Source organism: Streptomyces sp. NPDC046308, assembly GCF_055588065.1.
This window is the reverse complement of sequence record NZ_JBVJFB010000008.1, coordinates 75,805-92,492: the sequence shown is the minus strand read 5'-3', so window position 1 is coordinate 92,492 and position 16,688 is coordinate 75,805. Positions and strand designations below refer to the sequence as shown.

13 protein-coding genes and 1 pseudogene are annotated in these 16,688 nt (G+C 72.3%); 9 read left to right on the top strand and 5 right to left on the bottom strand.

What is annotated here, in order from left to right:
- Positions 1 to 18 precede the first annotated feature (18 nt).
- The 7 genes from ACZ6JT_RS28500 (at position 19) to ACZ6JT_RS28470 (ending at position 7,844) form a co-directional block, all read left to right on the top strand.
- The gene (locus ACZ6JT_RS28500) at positions 19 to 927 is read left to right on the top strand and encodes an ornithine cyclodeaminase family protein (RefSeq protein ID WP_469214435.1); all 909 of its coding nucleotides are present in this window, start codon (positions 19 to 21) and stop codon (positions 925 to 927) included.
- Positions 928 to 993: 66 nt separating this feature from the next.
- Positions 994 to 1,704, top strand: a complete 711-nt coding sequence (locus ACZ6JT_RS28495) for a GntR family transcriptional regulator (RefSeq protein ID WP_362799643.1) — start codon at positions 994 to 996, stop codon at positions 1,702 to 1,704.
- 222 nt (positions 1,705 to 1,926) lie between these two features.
- Entirely contained in the window at positions 1,927 to 3,669 is a 1,743-nt protein-coding gene (locus tag ACZ6JT_RS28490) for an ABC transporter substrate-binding protein (protein ID WP_469214044.1), read from the top strand.
- Between the two features lie 23 nt (positions 3,670 to 3,692).
- Positions 3,693 to 4,814: an ABC transporter permease gene (locus tag ACZ6JT_RS28485; RefSeq protein WP_469214042.1), complete on the top strand. Its 1,122-nt coding sequence runs from the start codon at positions 3,693 to 3,695 to the stop codon at positions 4,812 to 4,814.
- Positions 4,811 to 5,797 carry an ABC transporter permease gene (locus ACZ6JT_RS28480; RefSeq protein WP_469214040.1) on the top strand — a complete coding sequence of 329 codons (987 nt, stop codon included), beginning with the start codon at positions 4,811 to 4,813 and terminating at the stop codon, positions 5,795 to 5,797. The genes ACZ6JT_RS28485 and ACZ6JT_RS28480 overlap by 4 nt, the downstream gene beginning before the upstream one ends.
- Positions 5,797 to 6,813 carry an ABC transporter ATP-binding protein gene (locus ACZ6JT_RS28475; RefSeq protein ID WP_469214038.1) on the top strand — a complete coding sequence of 339 codons (1,017 nt, stop codon included), beginning with the start codon at positions 5,797 to 5,799 and terminating at the stop codon, positions 6,811 to 6,813. The genes ACZ6JT_RS28480 and ACZ6JT_RS28475 overlap by 1 nt, the downstream gene beginning before the upstream one ends.
- Positions 6,810 to 7,844, top strand: coding sequence for an ABC transporter ATP-binding protein (locus ACZ6JT_RS28470; RefSeq protein WP_469214036.1), 1,035 nt, complete (start codon positions 6,810 to 6,812; stop codon positions 7,842 to 7,844). Before ACZ6JT_RS28475 ends, ACZ6JT_RS28470 begins: the two co-directional genes overlap by 4 nt.
- Positions 7,845 to 7,933: 89 nt before the next feature.
- On the opposite strand, the gene ACZ6JT_RS28465 is transcribed toward ACZ6JT_RS28470, so the two are convergent.
- Positions 7,934 to 10,021 carry a S9 family peptidase gene (locus ACZ6JT_RS28465; protein ID WP_469214034.1) on the bottom strand — a complete coding sequence of 696 codons (2,088 nt, stop codon included), beginning with the start codon at positions 10,019 to 10,021 and terminating at the stop codon, positions 7,934 to 7,936.
- Between the two features lie 83 nt (positions 10,022 to 10,104).
- On the opposite strand from ACZ6JT_RS28465, the gene ACZ6JT_RS28460 reads away from it, so the two are divergent.
- Positions 10,105 to 11,658 carry an MFS transporter gene (locus ACZ6JT_RS28460; RefSeq protein ID WP_469214033.1) on the top strand — a complete coding sequence of 518 codons (1,554 nt, stop codon included), beginning with the start codon at positions 10,105 to 10,107 and terminating at the stop codon, positions 11,656 to 11,658.
- A 51-nt stretch (positions 11,659 to 11,709) separates the two neighbouring features.
- Here the strand turns inward: ACZ6JT_RS28460 and ACZ6JT_RS28455 are convergent, their stop codons facing one another.
- The 3 genes and pseudogenes from ACZ6JT_RS28455 to ACZ6JT_RS28445 form a co-directional block, all read right to left on the bottom strand.
- A complete protein-coding gene (locus tag ACZ6JT_RS28455) occupies positions 11,710 to 12,228 on the bottom strand; it encodes an FBP domain-containing protein (protein WP_469214031.1) in 519 nt (172 codons plus the stop codon).
- Positions 12,229 to 12,325: 97 nt separating this feature from the next.
- Positions 12,326 to 13,733: pseudogene (locus tag ACZ6JT_RS28450) on the bottom strand (cytochrome P450).
- Between the two features lie 280 nt (positions 13,734 to 14,013).
- The gene (locus ACZ6JT_RS28445; RefSeq protein WP_469214029.1) at positions 14,014 to 14,805 is read right to left on the bottom strand and encodes a hypothetical protein; all 792 of its coding nucleotides are present in this window, start codon (positions 14,803 to 14,805) and stop codon (positions 14,014 to 14,016) included.
- Positions 14,806 to 14,969: 164 nt separating this feature from the next.
- Between ACZ6JT_RS28445 and ACZ6JT_RS28440 the strand changes: the two genes are divergently transcribed.
- Positions 14,970 to 15,923: a MerR family transcriptional regulator gene (locus ACZ6JT_RS28440; RefSeq protein ID WP_469214028.1), complete on the top strand. Its 954-nt coding sequence runs from the start codon at positions 14,970 to 14,972 to the stop codon at positions 15,921 to 15,923.
- Between the two features lies 1 nt (position 15,924).
- Here the strand turns inward: ACZ6JT_RS28440 and ACZ6JT_RS28435 are convergent, their stop codons facing one another.
- A complete protein-coding gene (locus ACZ6JT_RS28435; protein ID WP_469214027.1) occupies positions 15,925 to 16,539 on the bottom strand; it encodes a hypothetical protein in 615 nt (204 codons plus the stop codon).
- Between the last annotated feature and the right edge of the window lie 149 nt (positions 16,540 to 16,688).

The window sequence follows — 16,688 nt, the reverse complement described above, 5'->3', positions numbered from 1 at the left end:
CGGCTCGGCGCCCAGGAGATGGCCGCCCTGCTCACCCCGGCCGGGGCGACCGAGGCCCTGGCCGCCGCCCTGCGCGGCGGCCTCGACCCGGAGAGCTGCCCGCAGCGCGTCGCGCTCGCCGTACCGGGCGGCGGCGAACTGCTGCTGATGCCGGCCACGTCCGGCGCGTACGCCGGGGTGAAGATCGCCGGGGTGGCGCCCGGCAACCCGGCCCGCGGGCTGCCCCGGATCACCGGCTCCTACCTGCTGCTGGACGGGCCCACCCTGCGCCCGCTGGCCCTGCTCGACGGAGCCGCCCTGACGACCCTGCGCACACCGGCCGTCTCCGCCCTGGCGCTGCGCCACCTGGCTCCGGTCGGCCGGCCGCTGCGGCTGGTGCTCTTCGGCTCCGGCCCCCAGGCGTACGGGCACCTCGAAGCGGCCCTGACGGTGCGGGAGTTGGCCGAGGTGGTGGTGGTCGCCCGCGACCCGGCGGGCGGGGAGCGGCTCGCCGCGCACGCCCACGGCCTGGGTCTGCCCGCCCGGACCGGCACCCCGAAGGCGGTGGCCGACGCGGATCTGGTGATCTGCTGCACCACCGCCCGGGAACCCCTCTTCGACGGGCGCCTCGTCGGCCCGGACGCCACCGTCGTCGCCGTGGGCTCGCACGAGCCGACCGCCCGGGAGACGGACACGGCCCTCGTGCGACGCGCGGCCGTGTACGTGGAATCCCGGGCGGCGGCCCTGCGGGAGGCCGGCGATCTGCTGGTCCCGGAGGCGGAGGGGGCGATCGGGCCCGGCCACATCACCGGCACCCTCGCCGACCTGGTCGCGGGGCGGATGCCGGCGGGCGGAGCGCAGAGTTGTCCACAGCTCTTCAAGAGCGTGGGCATGGCCTGGGAAGATCTCGCCGTGGCGGTCGCGCTGTGGGAGGCCGCCGGAGTGTGAGCAGCGCAACGTGACATTGTACGCTGTTCCTCTGCGCGTCGGTGGTGGGGTCTCGGAGGAAATGCAATGGGTGACCTGAAGCAGCACAGTCTCATCAAGGCCCAGGAACGGCTCCGCGACCAGGTCGGCCACGCACTCCGAGCCGCCCTGATAGCGGGTGAGCTGCGCCCCGGCAGCGTCTACTCGGCGCCCGGCCTCGCGGCCGAACTGGGCGTCTCGGCCACCCCGGTGCGCGAGGCCATGCTCGATCTGGCCCGGGAGGGACTGGTCGAGCCGGTCCGCAACAAGGGCTTTCGGATCACCGAGGTCAGCGAGCGCGACCTGGACCAGTTCACCGAACTGCGCACGATGATCGAGGTGCCGACCATCGGCCGGATCACGAAGATCGCCACGACGGAGCAGCTGGAAGCGCTGCGGCCGATCGCGGAGGAGATCGTCACCAGCGCGCGCGAGCACAACCTCATCGGCTACCTGGAGGCGGACCGCCGCTTCCATCTGTCCCTGCTGGCCCTGGCGGGCAACGACCGGCTCGTCGAGACCGTCGGCGACCTGCGCAAGAGGTCCCGGCTGTACGGGCTGACCGGCCTGGACGAGGCCGGCAAGCTCGTCTCCTCGGCCGAGGAGCACATCGAGCTGCTCGACCTGATGATCAGCGGCGACGCCGCGGCGGCCGAGGCCTGCATGGTCCGCCACCTCGGCCACGTCCGCTCGCTCTGGGCCCAGGGCCGCGACGAACCGGTCGGGCGCACCCCGGGCGGCCTCGGCTCCGGCCTGTAGACGGACGGCGGCTCCGGTCTCCAGGGCGGGCGGCAGCCACCGGTCCGCCGCGATCTGACAGCGGGCCCGTCCCTCCGGGGCGGGCCCGCGCCCCAACACCGCGTAGGCCGGCGGGATTTGGACACGGCTGGATAACGGGCCGCTCAACCTCTTGTCAGTACAATTTCACATTACTATGTTACCCGTCACATCCTAGAGCGCGGCCCTTCACTGGAGTGACCCATGACCAAGCGCACCCAACTCGCCCTCGCCACCGCCCTGGTGGCAGCACTCGCACTCGGCGCCTCGGGCTGCTCCGACCCCAAGAAGGGCTCCGCCGGCGGCGGCGCGTCCAACCCCGCCGCCGCCAACGACGGCAAGATCCTCGGCGGCACCCCGGTCAAGGGCGGCACCCTCACCGTCCTGTCCAACCAGGACTTCGCCCACCTCGACCCCGCCCGCAACTGGGTCATGCCGACCATGGACTTCGGCACGCGCCTCCTCTACCGCACCCTCGTCACCTTCAAGGCCGAGCCGGGCAAGGCCGGCAGCGAGCTGGTCCCCGACCTCGCCACCGACCTCGGCACCCCCTCCAACGGCGGCCGCACCTGGACCTTCACCCTCAAGGAGGGCGTGAAGTACGAGGACGGCACCCCGGTCAAGGCCCAGGACGTGAAGTACAACGTCGAGCGCTCCTTCGCCCCCGACCTCACGGGCGGCCCCGACTACGCGGCCCAGTACCTGGCCGGGACCGAGGGCTACAAGGGCCCGCTCCAGGGGCAGCACCTCGACTCCGTCAAGACCCCCGACGACCGCACGATCGTCTTCGAACTCAAGCGCCCCGTCGCCGAGTTCTCCGCGACGGCCACCCTGCCGACCTTCTCGCCCGTGCCCCAGTCCCAGGAGAAGGGAACCCAGTACGACGCCCGCCCGTTCTCCTCCGGCCCGTACAAGATCGAGTCGTACGACCGGGACAAGAAGCTGGTCCTGGTCCGCAACGAGCACTGGGACGCGAAGACCGACACCGTGCGCAAGGCCTACCCCGACAAGTTCGTCGTCGTCATGGGCCTCAAGGGCGGCCAGGTCGACGACCGCATCATCGCCGGCGAGGGCGCCGACGCCTCCACCGTCCAGTACGCCGACATGCGCCCCGAGAGCGCCCCCAAGGTGCTGCCCAAGCCGGAGGTCAAGGCGCGCCTGATCGCGGAGTCCAAGGGCTGTACCGAGATGCTCTTCCTCAACAACTCCCGCGCCCCGTTCGACGACCCCAAGGTCCGCGAGGCCATGCAGTACGCCGTCGACAAGGAGGCCGTGGTCACCGCCGGCGGCGGCCCGGCCCTCAACGAGATCGCCACCGCCTACCTGCCCCCGGCCCTGACCGGCGGCAAGCAGGCCGACACGCTGAAGATCGCCCCGGCCGGCGACCCGGCCAAGGCCAAGGAGCTGCTGAAGGCCGCCGGCAAGGAGAAGCTGAAGGTCTCCCTGTCCGTCTCCACCGGCGACAAGGGCGCCGCCGAGGCCATCCAGCAGGGCCTGTCCCGCGCGGGCATCGAGGTCGTCATCGACACCGTCGACCCGGGCGCGTACTACGACGTCATCGGCGACCTCTCCACCACCCCCGACATGACCTTCACCGGCTGGTGCCCCGACTACCCGTCCGGCTCCACCTGGATCCCCTTCGTCTTCGACGGACGCACCATCAAGGACAAGGGCAACCAGGGCAACTACAGCCAGTTCCGCGACGAGGCGACCATCAAGCGGATCGACGAGATCAACAACATGGCCGACGCGAAGCAGGCCAACCAGGCCTGGATCGACCTGGACGCGGAGCTCATGAAGAAGTCCCCGTCCATCCCGGTCCTGCTGGAGCGCAAGCCGCTGCTCGTCGGCCCCAACATCGCCGGCGCGTTCGGCCACCCGGTGTGGACCGGCGAGATCGACTACGCGACGGTCGGCCTCAAGGACCCCTCGAAGAGCCAGGGCTGAGGGCCCGAGGGATCCCCGCAGCCATGACCCCCACCGCACCGGTCCCGGACGACAGGGCACCCCGGGGCCCAGACGGCCCCCCGGCCCCGGGCGCCGCCCACGCCGTCGACAGCGCACCGGCCCCCGCCAGCGCACCCGCCCCGGGCAGCACCCCGGCCCCCGCCAGCGCACCCGCCCCGGGCGGCACCCCGGCCCCCGGCACGGCCCGGGCCCCCGATGCCGCCCCGGCCCGGCCCGCGGCGGCCACCGGCAGCAGCCCCTGGCAGCTCGCCCGGCGCGAGCTCCGCCGCCGCCCCGCCGTCCGCGTCAGCCTCTGCGTCGTCCTCCTCTTCGTCCTGATGGCCGCGACCGCCCCCTGGCTGGGAGCCCTCGGCGGCTGGTCCCCGGAAGAGTTCGACAAGTCAGCCATCGACCCCTACCTCGGCGGACAGCCCCTCGGCTCCCTCGGCGGGATCAGCCCCGAGCACTGGCTCGGCGTCGAACCCGTCACCGGCCGCGACCTGTTCGCCCGCGTGGTCCACGGCGCGCAGGTCTCCCTGCTCATCGCCTTCGCCGCGACCGCCATCGTCGTCCTCGCCGGCACGGCCGCCGGAATCGCCGCCGGCTACTTCGGCGGCCGCACCGACGCGGTCCTGTCCCGGCTCATGGACCTCACCATGTCCTTCCCCTCGCTGATCTTCATGATCGCGATGCTGTCCGTGGCCAAGGACGTCAACCGGATCGTCCTCATGACCTCCGTCATCGGAGTCTTCGGCTGGCCCGGCGTCGCCCGCGTCGTCCGCGGCCAGACCCTCTCCCTCAAGCACCGCGAGTACGTCGACGCCGCCCGTGTGGGCGGCGCCGGCCCCTGGCGGATCCTGACCCGCGACATCCTCCCGGGCGTCTCGGGCCCCGTCATCGCCTACACCACCCTGCTCATCCCCGGGATGATCAGCACCGAGGCCGCCCTGAGCTACCTCGGCGTCGGAGTCCGCCCGCCCACCCCCTCCTGGGGCCAGATGATCGCCGAGTCCGTCGCCTACTACGAGACCGACCCCATGTACTTCGTCATCCCCAGCGTCTTCCTCTTCCTCGCCGTCCTCGCCTTCACCCTGCTCGGCGACGCCCTGCGCGACATCCTCGACCCGAGGGGCGGCCGCACGTGATCGCCTACCTCGCCCGCCGGCTGCTCGCCCTCGCCGGGGTGCTCCTCGCCATCGCCGCCGTCACCTTCCTCATCTTCTACGTCCTGCCCGCCGACCCGGCCGCGGCCGCCTGCGGCAAGACCTGCAGCGCCGAGCGCCTGGCCGACGTACGGACGTACCTGGGCCTCGACCAGCCCCTGTGGCGGCAGTTCGCCGACTTCCTGACCGGCATCTTCACCGGCCGCACCCTCGGCACCGGACAGTACGCCGTCGCCTGCGACTTCCCGTGCCTCGGCTACTCGTACGAGAACTCCCTGCCCGTCTGGGACCTGCTCATGGACCGCCTCCCGGTCTCCGCCTCCCTCGCCGTCGGCGCCGCCGTCCTGTGGCTGGTCCTGGGGCTGGGCGCCGGGGTGACCGCCGCCCTGCGCAAGGACACCGCCACCGACCGGGCCCTGATGGTCGGGGCGGTCGCCGCCGCCTCGCTGCCCGTGTACTTCACCTCGGTGATGCTCATCTACGGGGTCATCCGCATCGCCGGCCTCCTGCCCTACCCCACCTACCAGGCCTTCACCGACGACCCGCTCGCCTGGGCCTCGAACCTGCTCCTGCCCTGGACCGCGCTCGCCCTGCTGTACGCCGCCATGTACGCGCGCCAGAGCCGCGGCTCGATGATCGAGGCGATGGCCGAGCCCTACATCCGCACCGCCCGCGCCAAGGGCATGCCCGAACGGACCGTCGTCGTCAAACACGGTCTGCGCTCCGGGATGACCCCGATCCTCACCATCTTCGGCATGGACCTCGGCGGCCTGCTCGCCGGAGCCGTCATCACCGAGTCCATCTTCGGACTCCCCGGCATCGGGCGGCTGTTCTACGGCGCCCTCGTCAGCTCCGACCAGCCCGTGGTCCTCGGGGTCACCCTGCTCGCCGCCTTCTTCATCGTCGTCGCCAACCTCCTGGTCGACGTCCTGTACGCCGTCATCGACCCGAGAGTGAGGTACTGATGGCAGCCGACACCGCCGCTCCGCTCCTCGCAGTGCGCGACCTGCGCGTCACGTTCACCACCGAGCGCGGGACCGTACGGGCCGTCGACTCGATCGGGTTCACCGTCGAGGCGGGACGCACCCTCGGCATCGTCGGCGAGTCGGGCTCGGGCAAGTCCGTCACCTCGCTCGCCGTCATGGGCCTGCACCGGGGCACGGTCGAGGTGGGCGGCTCCGTGCGGCTGTCCGGACGGGAACTGACCACCCTGTCCGAGCGGGAGCTCTCCCGCGTCCGCGGCCGCCGGATCGCCATGATCTTCCAGGACCCGCTGTCCAGCCTGCACCCCTACTACACGGTCGGCGAGCAGATCGCCGAGCACTTCCGGGTGCACTTCAAGGCCGGCCGGGCCGCCGCCCGCAAACGCGCCGTCGACATGCTCGGCGAGGTCGGCATCCCGGAACCGGCCCGGCGCGCACGGGAGTACCCGCACCAGTTCTCCGGCGGCATGCGGCAGCGGGCGATGATCGCCATGGCCCTGGCCTGCGAGCCCGACCTGCTGATCGCCGACGAACCGACCACCGCCCTGGACGTCACCGTGCAGGCGCAGATCCTCGAACTCATCGCCCGGATCCAGCAGGAGCGCGGACTCGGCGTCGTGCTGATCACCCACGACCTGGGCGTCGTCGCCCGCGTCGCCCACGACGTACTGGTCATGTACGGCGGCCGGGCCGCCGAACAGGCGCCGGCCGACGCACTGTTCGCCGACCCCGCCCACCCCTACACCCGGGGCCTGCTCGACTCGCTGCCCCGCCTCGACACCGCGGACGACGAGCCGCTGCCCTTCATCCCCGGCTCCCCGCCGTCCCTGCTCGCACCGGCCCCCGGCTGCGCCTTCGCCCCGCGCTGTCCCCGGGCGGCCGCGCGCTGCACCGACGTACGGCCCGAGCCGGCGGCGTACGGGGACGGACCGGAGCGGACGGTCGCCTGCCACTTCGCCGGGGCCCCGGCCCGTACCGTCGAGGAGGCGGCCCGATGACCGAGACGACGACGCCGAGCCCGCCCGCCACGGCCGCACCCGGGAACCCGGGACGAGGCACCGCCACCCCGCTGCTGTCCGTGCGGGACCTCACCATGACCTTCCCCGGCCGACGATCCGTGACCGGGCGCCGGGGGGCGCCCGTGCGCGCGGTCGACGGGATCTCCTTCGACCTGGCGGTCGGCGAGACCCTCGGTCTGGTCGGGGAGTCGGGCTGCGGGAAGTCCACCACCGGGCGGATGCTGGTGCGGCTGCTGGAACCCACCTCGGGCCGGATCGCCTTCGAGGGCGAGGACATCAGCCGCCTCTCCCCGTCCGGCATGCGGCCGCTGCGCAAGCACATCCAGATGGTCTTCCAGGACCCGCACTCCTCGCTGAACCCGCGCCAGACCGTTGCCCGGATCATCTCCGACCCGTTGCTGGTACAGGGCTGGAGCGTGGCGGACGCCCGCCGCCGCGCCGCCGAGCTGATGGAGCTCGTCGGGCTGATCCCCGAGCACATCGACCGCTACCCGCACGAGTTCTCCGGCGGCCAGGCCCAGCGCATCGGCATCGCCCGCTCACTGTCCACCAGCCCCCGGCTGATCGTCGCCGACGAGCCGGTCTCCGCGCTGGACGTCTCCGTGCAGGCCCAGATCGTCAACCTGATGGAGCGGCTGCGCGCCGAACTGGGCCTGGCCTACGTGTTCATCGCCCACGACCTGTCGGTGGTCAAACGCGTCAGCGACAGAGTCGCCGTCATGTACCTCGGCCGGATCGTCGAGATCGGGGACAAGAAGTCCCTCTACGAGAACCCGCAGCACCCGTACACCCGGGCGCTGCTGTCCGCCGTCCCGCTGCCCGACCCGGCGGCGGAACGGCGGCGGGAGCGGATCGTGCTGCTCGGCGACCCGCCGAGCCCGGCCGCTCCACCCCCCGGCTGCACCTTCCACCCCCGCTGCCCCAAGGCACAGCCGATCTGCCGCACCGAACGCCCCCTGCTCCGCCCCACCGCCGCCCGCGAGGTGGCCTGCCACTTCCCCGGCGACTGACGGGGACCCGGGGAAGGGGAGGGGCCCCGGAGACAATGGCGTCTCCGGGGCCCCTCCCGCTGTCCGCGGCCGTACTCGGCCCGTTCGCGTCAGCCCAGTTCGCGGCGGAAGAACTCCAGTTCCAGGGCCATCAGCTTCTCGCGGGTGCCGTCCGGGGTCATGTGGGTGACGCCCGGCAGGGCCAGCAGCTGGTGGGGGCGGCCCGCGTCGGTCAGGGCCTGCGAGAGGCGCAGGGTGTGCGAGGGGTGGACGTTGTCGTCGGCCAGGCCCGTGATCAGCAGCAGCGGGCGGGAGAGGCCGGGGGCGTCGGGGATGAGCGAGTCACGCTCGTAGACGTCCGGGTGCTCCTGCGGGAGGCCGAGGTACCGCTCCGTGTACGCGGTGTCGTAGTGCCGGAAGTCCGTCGGCGCGGCGCCGGCCGCCGCCGCGTGGAAGACGTCAGGGCGGCGCAGCACCGCCATGGCCGCGAGGTAGCCGCCGTAGGACCAGCCGCGCACTCCCACCCGGCCGAGGTCGAGGTCGCCGTGGCGCGCCGCGAGCGCGTGGAGGGCCGCGACCTGGTCGTCCAGGGTGACCTCGGAGAAGCCGCGGTACATCGCCTGGGCGTAGGCGGGGGAGACGTGCGGGGTCCCGCGGTTGTCGACGGTCACCACCGCGAAGCCCTGGTCGGCCCACCACTGGCGGAGCTGCCAGCGGCGCGGGTCGGCGGTGATGTCCTGCATGCCGGGGCCGCCGTAGCTGTCCATCAGGACGGGCAGCTTCCGGCCGGGCGCGTGGTCGCGGGGCAGCACGAGGGCGGTGGGGACGCCGTGCTCGGTGACCCGCTCCAGGAGGGGCGCGGTCCGGTAGGGCAGCGGCTGGGACAGGTCGGCCGGGGTGAACTCCCGCCCGTCGGGGGTGCGCAGGGTGCGCCGGACCCCGTCGGCATCGGCCGAGGTCAGCAGCAGGGTCCCGGCCGAGGCCTGGACACTGTGCACGCCGGGCCCGTCGGCCACCGGGGTCAGTTCGCCGGTGGCCGGGTCCAGCAGCAGCACCTGCTGCTCGGCGGGGTCGCGCAGGCCGGCCTCGATCAGCAGCCGGTCCTGGTGGACCCCGGCCACGCGGCGGACCTGGATCCCGTCCCCGGTGAGCAGCCGGCCGTCCACCGAGAGGGCCCGGGCGGCGCCGCCCTCGGTGTCGGCGGCGGTCAGCATCCGCCCGTCGGCCAGCCGGGCCGGGGTGCCGGGGAGATCCGGGTCCACCCACCGCGGGTGCGTGGTGCGGGACAGTTCGGTGGTGCGGCCGGTGGCCGGGTCGGCGGAGAGCAGCAGCACGTTCTGCTGGAGCCGGTCCTGGACGGTCAGCAGGATCTCCCCGGCGGACTCCCAGTCCGCGTCGGAGACGTAGGGGTAGGTCTCGGCGTCCCAGTCGAGCCGGATCCGGGCCGGGGCCTCGCCCGAGCCCTCGCCCTCGCCCGAGCCCTCGCGCAGCACCCACAGCTGGACGTCGGCGTTGGGCCCGCCCGCCTCGGGGTAGGCGAAGTCCTCGGCCGGCAGCTCGGGGCGCGCCGGGTCGGCGAAGTACCGCCGCTGGAGGGCGGATTCGTCGACCCGGGCGGCCAGCAGGGTGACCCCGTCCGGGGACCACCAGTGGCCCCGGGAGCGGCCCAGCTCCTCGGCGGCGGCGAACTCGGCGAGGCCCCAGCGGGCCCCGTCGTCCGGGCTGACCCGGCCGCCCGGGGTGACGTACAGGGCGTCGTCGGCCACGTACGCGGTGCGCGAGCCGTCGGTGTTGGGCCGCGGGTCGACGACCGGTCCGGCCGCCGGGATCTCCTCGGGCTTGCCGTCTCCGGCGGCGGTGACCCCGTAGAGCCGCCCGTACAGTGCGAAGACGGCGTGCCGGCCGTCCCCGGAGAGGGCGTACGAGCCGATCGCCGCGGCGACGAGCCGGGTCCGCTCGCGCAGCCGGCGCTCGGCGTCCGGGAGGGCCCCCGGCTCGGGGCACAGCTCGCGCGGATCGGCAAGCCGGGTCTCGGCGCCGGTGGCGGTGTCGAGCACCCAGAGGCTGTCGAAGGCGTCGGTGGGGCCGGTGGAGCGGAGGAACCAGAGGAGCCGGCCGTCGTCCCCGAAGGAGAACGCGCGCGGGGCTCCGTAGGAGAAGCGGGCCGTGCTCGCGGAGAGCCTGAGGAAGTCATCCATGATCGTAGTGTGACATGTGCAATGTCACTACCACTAGGCTGTTCGAGTGGTGACCCCCGGAGCGCGGGCTTAGCGTCGAAAGGGTGGACCCGAACGCAACGCCCAGCAGCAACGGGACCGATGGCAAGGTCCGAGGGAGCGGCAACGGACTCGCCCTGTTCGTCATCGCCTCCTGTCAGCTCATGGTGGTGCTCGACATCACGATCGTGAACATCGCGCTGCCACACATCCAGACCGCGCTCGGCTTCTCCACCGAAAGCCTTTCCTGGGTCGTCAACGCCTACACGCTCGCCTTCGGCGGCCTGTTGCTCCTCGGCGGCCGCACCGGCGACATCCTCGGCCGCAAACGGGTCTTCATCTTCGGTGTCCTGCTGTTCGGCCTGGCCTCCTTCCTGGGCGGACTCGCCCAGAACGAAGGGCAGTTGATGGCGGCCCGCGCCCTCCAGGGCGTCGGCGGCGCCATCGCCTCCCCCACCTCCCTCGCGCTGATCACCACCACCTTCCGCGAAGGCCCCGCACGCAACCGGGCCTTCGGCGTGTTCGCCGGCGTCTCGGCGGCCGGCGGCGCGATCGGCCTGCTCGCGGGCGGCATCCTCGTCGAATGGCTCGACTGGCGCTGGGTGCTCTTCGTCAACGTCCCCATCGCCATCCTGATCGCGGTCCTGGCCACGAAGGTCCTGCACGAGTCCGAACGCCATCCCGGACACTTCGACTTCGCCGGCGCACTGCTGTCCACCCTGGGCATGGTCGCCCTGGTCTACGGCTTCATCCGGGCCTCCCAGGAGGGCTGGCGCGACCCGGTGACCCTCGGCTCCTTCGGCGCCGCCGTGGTCCTGCTGACCCTGTTCATCCTGAACGAGCGGCGCTCGCCCCAGCCCATCACCCCGCTGCACATGTTCGCCGACCGCAACCGAGCCGGGACCTACGGGATCATGCTCATGCTCGCCTGCGCGATCTTCGGCATGTTCTTCTTCCTGACCCTCTTCGTGCAGATCGTGCTCGGCTTCAGCCCGATCCAGGCCGGCCTCGCCTTCCTCCCGGTCAGCGTGATGGTCGCGTTGGGCGCCGGGCTCACTTCGCAACTCCTCCCGAGGTTCGGGCCCAAACCCTTCATGGTCGGCGGCGCCCTGTCCTCGGCGGCCGGGCTCGGCTGGCTGACGCAGACGGACGTCCACTCGACGTACCTGGGCAGCATCCTGGGGCCGATGCTGCTCTTCGCCCTCGGCATGGGCCTGCAGTTCGTGTCGCTGACCCTGATGGCCCTGTCCAACGTCGCCGACCGGGAGTCGGGAGCCGCGTCCGGACTGCTCAACACGATGCAGCAGGTGGGCGGCTCCCTCGGCCTGTCGATCCTGGTGACGGTCTTCGGCACGGCGAGCCGCAACGAGGCGAAGGACCAGGTGGCCGGCTTCCTCGGCACGGCCACCCCGGCCCAGCGGGCGGCCTTCCAGCGGACCGGCCAGGTCCCGAAGCCGTGGAGCGACCAGATCCTCACGTCCGGCATCAGCGCGGCCTTCGTCGTGGCGGCGGTGTTCACGCTGGTCGGCGCGGCGATCGCGCTGTTCGCCATCCAGGTCCGCCCCTCGGACCTCGAACGCCTCCAGGGCAACCACGTCCCGGCCGCGGACCGCACCTAGGGAGGCCGTCTCCTTCGGGACCGCGGCCGGACCGCGGCGGGACCGCCGGGGTCAGCTCGCGGTGACCCCGGCGCCGGTGACGCGGGCCGCGAAGGCGTCCAGGTTGCCCGACATGCGGGCGAGGCGCTCGTCCAGGGTCAGGGACTCCTCGTGGCCCCCGGTCCGCAGCTTCGGCTGCCGCTTGCCGCGTACGTACAGGGAGCAGGCGAGGTCGGCGCAGATGTAGGTGCCGACCGTGTTGCCCTCGCGGCCGCGGGCGCCCGCCAGGGGCGCGGCGAGCAGGGTGACCCCCGAGGACGCGTGACCCGTCAGGCAGATCTGGCACAGGCTGGACTTCACCGCGCTGGTACGGCCCACGGACGGTACGCGCAGGGAGATCCCCAGCGGTCCCGCCTCCCGCGGCAGCACGAGGTGGGCCCGCAGCGGCGCACCCGGATCCACCCATCCGAGGAAGTCCAGGTCTTCCCAGGGCAGTTCGGCGAAGTCGAGCGGCAGGCGCAGCCGCGCGGCCTCGCCCTTGGTGCAGTTCACGAAGGACGCACGGATCTGTTTCTCACTGAGTGGTTCCACGGGCATCGACCTTATGGCCCGTTCTGACCGCCCGCACCTCGATATCCCGTGCCGTACGGCGCCGGATCCGGTGCCCGGCGCTTCTGCGCGGGCGCCGCTACCCGGCCACGCGACGGACCCGGCAGCGTGCCGGGCCGTCCGCGCGCAGGGTGATTCCGGCCCCGACCGGGATCTCGGTGTCCACGGCCTCGAACGCGTACGCCCGCAGGATCATCGCCAGCGCGACCACCGACTCCAGCATGGAGAAGTGCTGACCGATGCAGGCGCGCGGACCGCCGCCGAAGGGGAACCACGCGTAGCGCGGCCGCGCCGCCTCCGCCTCCGGCGTGAACCGCTCGGGGTCGAAGCGGTCCGGGTCCGGCCAGTGCTCCGGATGGCGGTGCGTCACCCAGGGCGCCACGATCACGTCCGCGCCCGCGGGGACGGTGTGCTCCCCGATCCTCGTGTCGACGACGGCCTTGCGGCCGATGACCGGCGCGGCCGGGTACAGGCGCATGGCCTCCTTGAGCACCCGGGTGAGGTACGGGAGCCGGTCCAGGTCGGCGGCCTCGGGCGTACGGTCACCCAGCACGCGGGAGATCTCCTCGCGGGCCCGGTCCTGTTCCCCGGGATGGCGCGCCAGCAGGTGCAGGGCGAAACAGAGGGAGGTGGCGGTCGTCTCGTGCCCGGCGAGCAGGAAGATCAGCACCTGGTCGCGCAGCTCGGCGGCGTCGAACTCCCCGTCGTCCGAGCTCCTGGCCGTGGCGAGCAGCGTCAGCAGGTCGTCGCCGCCACCGTCGTGGCCGGCGGCGTCCTGGCCGGGGCCGCCCCGCCGCTCGGCGATGATCTTGTCGCACACCCCGTAGAGCTCGTCCATCGCGGCGGCCGCCCGCCTGTTGCCCGGGGTGGGCCAGTGCCGCGGGAGGTTGGCGGGGGAGTAGCCGCGGCGCAGCACGTAGTCCGTGATGACCGGGAAGCACCGGGCCACGACGTCGGCGGTGGCCTCGACGTCGGTACCGAAGAGGATCCGGGCCACGGCGCGCAGAGCAAGGTGCGTCATCTCGTCGGAGACGTCGACGACGCCGTCCGGGGCCTCCTCCCACGCGGCGATGACCGAGGTGGTCTCCGCGGCGACGGCCCCGGCGTAGCCGTCGACCCGGCGCCGGGTGAAGAGGGGCTGCACCAGCCGGCGCTGACGCAGGTAGTCCTCGTCCTGGCTGGTCAGCAGCCCGTTGCCCGAAGGAGTCCCGGACCTCCTGGTAGAAGGCGTTGTCCTTGCGGAAGTTGGCCGAGTCGGAGGCGAGCACCTGCTGGGCGCCCTCGGGTGAGAAGACGCAGTACAGCTCGGCCCGCATCCCGGGCGGACCGGCGGTGACCCGTACGAGGTCTCCGTGCCGGTGCTGCGCCCGCAGATAGGTGCCGAGGGAGTCCGACTTCAGGTCGAAGAGCGACCCGAGCAGCGGAACCCCGACGAGTTCGGGAACCCCCGCCCCCGCACCGGCCCCCGCGTTCGCACCAGCTGCCATGCCCGCTCCCTCATCCGGTACCGGAGGCCCGATTCTGCCGGTCCCCCGACACGTATGACCAGGAGTTCCGCCCCATCAGGCCGAATACCGACGTGCCCTGCCGGGCCTCGGGCGGTCCACGAGGCGAGCAGCACGCGGTGCGCGACGCACGCGCGAACGGCGAGGTGATGGCGAAGCCCGGCCCGACCCCAACGCGTCGCGCGACCAGCCCGCCGGCCTCACGCTCCTCCGGCCCCGCCCGGCAGGAACCGTGCGGGGCGCCCTGTAGCCGGGCCCGGGGTCAGAGACGCCAGCGCTTCTGGCCCGGACCCTTGCAGGTGTAGAGCTTGCCGTTCGTCTTGCCGATCCCGGTCGCTCCGGACGTCGAGCAGTAGGCGCCCGGGGTGACGGTACCGGCGCTCCCGCCGCCCGTACCGCCGGACGAGGTGTCGTCATCGTCGTCCGTGGGGGGCGTGGGCGTGGGCTTCGGGTGGAGGTCGGTGTTCTGCTCGGCCGGACACCGCGTGCCGGGCGCGACGAGGTGCACGCTCGTGTCCGCGTACCGCGGAAGGAGCTGCGTGCCCTCCTCGGGGCTCTGGAAGCAGGCGATCCAGTCCGCGTGGGCGGCGGGAAGCTCCACGTCGTTGTACGCGCTGAACGCGGCGAGTTCCTTGTCGATCAGGTCCTCGACGGCCTTCTCCGCCTCCCCGAAGGGCTTGCCCACGACGGCGGGCATCACCGGGTCCGCGCTCTTCGTCGGCGCGGGCGCCGTCGAGGCGGGCGCCGTCGAGGCGGTGGCCGCAGGCGGGGCGCTCGGCGGCGTGGCCGCGGCGGCGACCGGCTGGGTGGCGGCCGGCTGCGGCTTGGCATCGGCGGCGGACTTCTGCGGCGAACCGCCCAGGAACGGGGTCAGGAACCAGAGACCCGCCAGGACCGTCGCGACGACCTTCTTCACCTGGCTCCACGGACTGAGCCAGGCGAGGGCTATGCCGGCGGGCGGTATGAGGACCAGCAGGGTGATGATCAGTGCCGGGTGCTGCCACCAGCGCCGTACGGGCGCTGGCGGGTGCGGGTACGACGGAGCGTAGGTCACGTGGAGTCCTTCGGGCGGTACGGTACGTGAGGGGCTCCGCGAGCGTATAGAAGATTGAAACTTGTACCGGGCGGTACGCGAGATGAGGCCGAAGCAGTCCTGACTGCCGCCGGGACGGGAAACGTCTTGAGTCTCCAGTGACTGGAGACAGCAGAGTGGGGGACATGGACGCCACGACCCTCTTCTCGATCGGCGAGCTCTCCCGGCGGACGGGACTGCCCGTGAGGACCATCCGGTTCTACTCCGATGCCGGGGTGGTGGCGCCGACCACTCGAACCCCCGCCGGCTACCGGCTCTACGACCTCGACGCACTGCTTCGTCTGGAACTCCTGCGCACCCTGCGCGAGCTGGGCATCGACCTGGCCACGGTCCAGCGGGTGCTGGACCGGGAGCTCTCGGTGGCGGACGTGGCCGCGGCGCACGCCGACGCCACGGACGTCCAGATCCGGGTGCTGCAACGGCGCCGGAGCGTTCTGCGAGCCGTGGCCGCAGGCGGGTCCAGCCCTGAGGAGATCACGCTCATGCACAGGCTCACGCGGTTGTCCGGCGAGGAACGCCGACGGTTGACCGACGACTTCGTCGAGGGCACCTTCGGGACCCCCACGACACCGGGGACCTTCGGCACGGCGGACGCCGACCCCGCCGCGGCGGCCATGGTCCGCGCGGCCCTTCCCGACCTCCCCGACGATCCGTCCGGCGAGCAGGTCGCCGCGTGGGTGGAACTCGCCGAGCTGGTGGGCGACGAGGACTTCCGGGCCCGGATGCGCCGGACGGCGGGCCGGCAGGCCGCCGGGCGCCCGCTCGACATCGAGAGCGCGGCCGGCGACGAACTGATGGAGTTCACCCGCCGGAAGGTCTCCGAGGCGATGGAGTCGGGCATCGACCCGCGGAGCGACCGGGGCGTGCCCGTCATCGACGACCTGGTGCACCGTTTCGCCGAGGTGTTCGCACGCACCCCGGACAGGGACTTCCGGGAGTGGATGGCCGAGCAGTTCGAAGAAGCGCACGATCCCCGAGTGGACCGGTACTGGCGGCTGGTGTGGATCGTCAACGGCTGGCAGGTCGTACCGAACCTGCTCCCGGTGTACCCCTGGCTCATCCAGGCCCTGCGCACCTGAGTCAGGCCCGGCTCTCGGACTTTCGCGCCGAGCGCGCCCACCGCCACACCGTGTGCGCTACGAGAGCCACGGCGGTCACGACGGCGATCACACGCATCGTGCTCCAGGTGACTTCGACGAAGTGCCCCGCGGCGTCCGCCTCCGCCTTCAGGCGGGCGGAGGTCTCGACGAAGACGATGAGCGGAACGAGAAGACGGAACGGAAGTCCGCCGATGCCGGGAATCCGTGCCAGATTCCCGAAGAGTCCCATCGGGGCTCCGAAAACAAAAGCGCACAATCCCCAGATCAGAATTCCCGAGGATATGCCTTCGCTGCTCATTCCGTCGGATGTCATTCCGATCGGGGCGGCGGGGCTCAGGGACTTGAGCAGGTAGTAGACGACCACGCCGACGGCCAGGGCCGTAGAGGCCAGCCAGGCCGCCTCCGTCTTCGACGGTCGGGTGTATCCGATCAGGAAGGCGAAGCACGCCCACGACCATCCCGCGGAGAACACGAGGTTCACGACGTGCGGAACCGGGCCGTCGAACGTGCCCGCGAGCGCACCGAGCGTGCCGATCCCTCCACCTGCTCCGAGAACGGAAAGCACGGACGTGGTGCGAGTGCGCGAAGGATTCACTCGTGTTCCCTGTCTGCGGTCAGCGGCAAGGGGGGGGGGGGGGGGGGGGGGGGGGGGATGAACCCCGGAGAACAGGGCTGACCTTCTCGCAGGAAAAAAAAACCACAACAAAAACAAAAAAGAAGAGGAGAATCGCTGCGTCCCCCCCC